Here is a 4,159-nt window from a genome sequence, read left to right on the forward strand (position 1 = left end):
CGCGCCGCCTGCGCCGGCCCGGCGCGGCGGTCGTGACGGCCGGGGGGTCGACCGCGGCGGGTGCCCCCGGTCCCGACGGAGCCCTGGTGGGCACGCCGTCCCCGGTCGCGGGCGACGGCGCCGTGGAGCGGTCGTCGGAGGCCGGGCGGTGAACCGTCCCCTCGTCGGCCCCGAGGACGTCGCCGCCGCGGCCGAGCTGGTCGCCGGGTTCGCGCGACGGACGCCCGTCCTGGACAGCCGCGCGGTCTCGGCCCTGGCCGGCGGGCCGGTCCTCCTCAAGTGCGAGAACCTCCAGCGCTCCGGCTCCTACAAGGTGCGCGGCGCGTACGTCCGCCTCGCGCGCCTCTCGGAGGCGGAGAGGTCCCGGGGCGTGGTCGCCGCCAGCGCCGGCAACCACGCACAGGGCGTGGCGCTGGCCGCCGGGCGCCTCGGTGTCCGTGCCACCGTCTTCATGCCCGACGGCGCCGCCCTGCCCAAGGTCGCGGCGACGCAGGAGTACGGGGCCCACGTGGAGCTGGGCGGGGCGTCCGTGGACGAGGCGCTCCGGCGCGCCCAGGAGCACGCCGACCGGACGGGTGCCGTCCTCGTGCACCCCTTCGACCACCCGGACGTCGTGGCCGGGCAGGGGACCGTGGGCCTGGAGATCCTCGAGCAGGTGCCCGACGTCCGCACGATCGTCGTGCCCGTCGGGGGCGGGGGTCTGGCCGCGGGGATCGTCGCGGCGCTCGGCGAGGACCACCCCGACGTCGAGGTGGTCGGCGTCCAGGCGGCTGCCGCCGCGGCCTACCCGCCGTCCCTGGAGGCGGGGCGCCCGCTCACCGTCCCGCTGCGGTCCACCATGGCCGACGGCATCGCCGTCGGCCGGCCCGGGGACGTCCCCTTCGGTCTGCTGCACGGGCGCCACGTGCCCGTGCGGACGGTCTCCGAGGAGGAGCTGTCGCGGGCCCTGCTCCTGCTCCTCGAGCGGTCCAAGACCGTCGTCGAGCCGGCGGGCGCGGCCGGCGTCGCCTCCGTGCTCGCCGGTCACCCGGTCGCGACCCCCGCCGTCGTCGTGCTCTCCGGCGGCAACATCGACCCCCTCCTCCTGCTCCGGGTGGTGCGCCACGGGCTCGCCTCGGCAGGCAGGTACCTCCAGCTGCGCGTCCGCCTCGACGACCGGCCCGGGCACCTGGCCGCGATGGTGGGCGAGATCGCCACCGCCGGCGGGAACATCACGCACGTGGGTCACGTGCGCACCGGCGTGGACCTCGCCATCGACGAGGTCGAGGTCGGTGTGCAGGTGGAGACCCGCGGCCCCCTGCACAGCGCCGAGGTCGTCCAGGCCCTCCTGGCCGCGGGCTACCGCGTCAGCGACGCCTGAGACGACCGGACGCAGGACGGCCCCGGCGCGGGTGCGCCGGGGCCGTCCTGCGTCCGCCCGCCCGACCGACCGTGCCGCCCGCTCGTCGCGCCGGGGCGCGGGACGGGCGCGGCCGTCAGGGCTGGAAGGGCTTCGCCTCGTGGATCACCACGGGGATCGTGCGCCCGTTGGGTGCCTCGTACGACGTCTCGTCGCCCGCGGAGCACCCGATGATCGCCGCGCCGAGGGGCGACCGCTCCGAGTAGACCTCGATGTCCGTGCCCTCGGCGACCTCGCGGGAGCCGATGAGGAAGGTCATGCGGTCTCCCGCCACGGTGGCGGTGACGACCATGCCGGGCTCGACGACGCCGTCGTCCGGCGGCGCGGCACCCACGACCGCCTTGCGCAGGATCTCCTGGAGCTGCTGGATCCGCGCCTCCTGCTTGCCCTGCTCCTCGCGGGCCGCGTGGTAGCCGCCGTTCTCCTTGAGGTCGCCCTCCGAGCGGGCCGCCTCGATCTTCTCGGCGATGTCGCGGCGGCCGACGGTCGTCAGCTGCTGGAGCTCGGCGCTCAGGCGGTCGTGCGCCTCCTGGGTCAGCCAGGTGACGGTGGTGGACTCGGTCACGGTCGCTCCTCTCGGGTTCGTCGTCGTGCGGCGCGGTCGGCGCCCGGCACTCCGTCTGGTGCTGTCAGGTCCTGCGTGGTGCTGCGGGCGGGTGCCCGTGGTGCGTCCGGGTGCGGCCGGCGCTCGCGCGCCGCCGGCCCGGTTCGGTCGTGGTCCCGCCCGGACGCGTCGCACGTGACGCCGGGGCGTCGGTCGGCCGAGGGCCTGGCGCCCGTCCGGCCGCGCGCCGCGTGCGCGGCGTCCTCGGCACGATGCGGGCGCAGGTCACACCACCGTGTGCAACGCCCCTCGGGCGTGGGAAACGACCAGTGTAGCCGGGACCGGCCCGCAGGTCCGGCGTCCCGCGCGGCGAGGGGTCCTCAGCGGTCCACGACCTCGCAGGTGTCGACGATCCCCGTGACGGCCTGCTCGGACGTCCGCACGACGGTGCTGAGCCGCACGGCCGTCGCCGTGGCCGGCGGCACGTCCACCTCCACAAGGCCCACCTGCGCGTACTGCTGGTTCAGGGCCTGCACCGTGCAGCGCACCGGGACGGAGGGGTCGATCCGCGCCACCTCGAACACGACCTCCACCTGGTCCGGGCCGTCGATCGTGAAGCCGATGTCGCTCCAGGTCACGGGCGTGCGGGCGGCCCCGATGCCGATCCACAGCGCCCCCGCGACCCCCAGCGCGCCGAGCACCCACAGGGCCGCACGTCCCGCACGACGCCGGCGCTCGTCCGGGACCGGCTCGTAGCGGCCCGGAGGGGGCCGGAGCGGGGTCTGGTCCATGGTGGGCACCGTCTCCTCGGGGGGTGTCGGTCGGTGGTGCGACCATTGTCCCCGAGGGAACGGCGCCGTCGGCGCAGGACGACCAGGAAGCAGAGGTGGATCGGTGACCGCAGCGGGGTCCGCGGGCGAGCACGAGGACCGGGACGGCACGCCGGAGGGCGGCCACCCGGCGCAGGGGCAGCCTCGACCGCGTGGAGGGCTCCGGCTCATGGCCGTGCACGCCCACCCGGACGACGAGTCGAGCAAGGGCGCGGCCACGACGGCGCGCTACGCCGCCGAGGGCGTGGAGGTGCTCGTCGTCACGTGCACCGGCGGCGAGCGCGGCAGCGTCCTCAACCCGCGCTACGTCGACGCGCCGGAGACGCCCGACGCCCTCGGCGAGGTCCGGCGCGCGGAGATGGCGGCGGCGGCGGCCGTGCTCGGCGTCCGCCAGCACTGGCTCGGTTTCGTGGACTCGGGGCTCCCGGAGGGCGACCCGCTGCCCCCGCTCCCGGAGGGCTGCTTCGCGCTCGTGCCGCTGGAGGAGGCCTCGGCCCCCCTGGTGGAGCTCGTCCGGTCCTTCCGGCCGCACGTCATGACGACCTACGACCCGAGCGGCGGGTACCCGCACCCGGACCACATCATGTGCCACAAGATCGCCTTCGAGGCGTTCCACGCCGCGGGGGACCCGGAGCGCTACCGCGGTCGGGGCGAGCCCTGGCAGCCGCTGAAGCTGTACTACAACCACGACTTCTCGCTGCAGCGGATGCGGACGGTGCACGAGGCGCTGCTCGAGGCCGGCCACACCTCGCCGTTCGGGGACTGGATCGAGTCCCGGGCGCTGCGGGAGGTCCCGGAGCGGCCCGTCACCACGCGCGTCCCCTGCGCGGAGCACTTCCCCGCCCGGGACGCCGCGCTGCGGGCCCACGCGACCCAGATCGACCCGGAGGGCTTCTTCTTCGCCGTCCCGCGGGACGTCGAGATCCAGGTGTGGCCCGTGGAGGAGTACGAGCTGGCCGTCTCGCACGTGCCGACGACGACGTCGCCCCCGGAGGACGACCTGTTCGCCGGCGTCCACGTCGAGGACCGCGAGGGGGTGTCGTCGTGAGCCTCCTGACGGGTGCCCTCGCCGTCGCGACGGGTCCGGTGCTCGCCGTGCTGACCGGTGCCGAGGACGGGCTGCGTCCCGACCTGGAGCCGACGGACGTGACGCCGGGCGTGGTCGGCTTCGCCGTCACGGCGCTCGTCGTCGTGGGGCTCATCGGCCTGCTGCTGTCCATGGTCGTGAAGCTCCGCAAGGTGAACCTCGGCGCGGAGCCGGCGGAGCGCCCGTGGGCTGCGCCGACCGGTCCCGACGCCGAGGGCGGCGTGGACGGCGGTGCCGCGCCCGGGCGACCCGGTCCCGGCGGGGCATCCCGCCCCGAGGACCCCGACGGCGCGGACCCC

The 4,159-nt window shown here is 76.3% G+C and carries 5 protein-coding genes; 3 read left to right on the plus strand and 2 right to left on the minus strand.

Translation table 11 applies throughout. The features are described from left to right. Window positions 1-148: 148 nt before the first annotated feature. Window positions 149-1,360 carry a threonine ammonia-lyase gene (gene ilvA / locus N866_RS10410; RefSeq protein ID WP_034226124.1) on the plus strand — a complete coding sequence of 404 codons (1,212 nt, stop codon included), beginning with the start codon at window positions 149-151 and terminating at the stop codon, window positions 1,358-1,360. Window positions 1,361-1,475: 115 nt separating this feature from the next. Here ilvA and greA read toward each other — a convergent pair whose 3' ends face one another. Both greA and N866_RS10420 read right to left on the minus strand, forming a co-directional pair. Beyond that, on the minus strand, window positions 1,476-1,964 hold the full coding sequence (gene greA / locus N866_RS10415) for a transcription elongation factor GreA (protein ID WP_034226126.1): 489 nt from the start codon (window positions 1,962-1,964) through the stop codon (window positions 1,476-1,478). 359 nt (window positions 1,965-2,323) lie between these two features. Then, window positions 2,324-2,734 (minus strand): DUF4307 domain-containing protein, encoded by a 411-nt coding sequence (locus N866_RS10420; RefSeq protein ID WP_034226128.1) that lies wholly within the window; start codon window positions 2,732-2,734, stop codon window positions 2,324-2,326. Between the two features lie 208 nt (window positions 2,735-2,942). On the opposite strand from N866_RS10420, the gene mca reads away from it, so the two are divergent. Both mca and N866_RS10430 read left to right on the plus strand, forming a co-directional pair. Beyond that, window positions 2,943-3,821 (plus strand): mycothiol conjugate amidase Mca, encoded by an 879-nt coding sequence (gene mca / locus N866_RS10425; protein WP_034226131.1) that lies wholly within the window; start codon window positions 2,943-2,945, stop codon window positions 3,819-3,821. Beyond that, on the plus strand, window positions 3,818-4,159 hold a 342-nt coding region (locus N866_RS10430; protein WP_052022877.1), incomplete at its 3' end, for a hypothetical protein. The genes mca and N866_RS10430, both read left to right, overlap by 4 nt.

This window comes from Actinotalea ferrariae CF5-4, assembly GCF_000603945.1.
Taxonomy (GTDB): domain Bacteria; phylum Actinomycetota; class Actinomycetes; order Actinomycetales; family Cellulomonadaceae; genus Actinotalea; species Actinotalea ferrariae.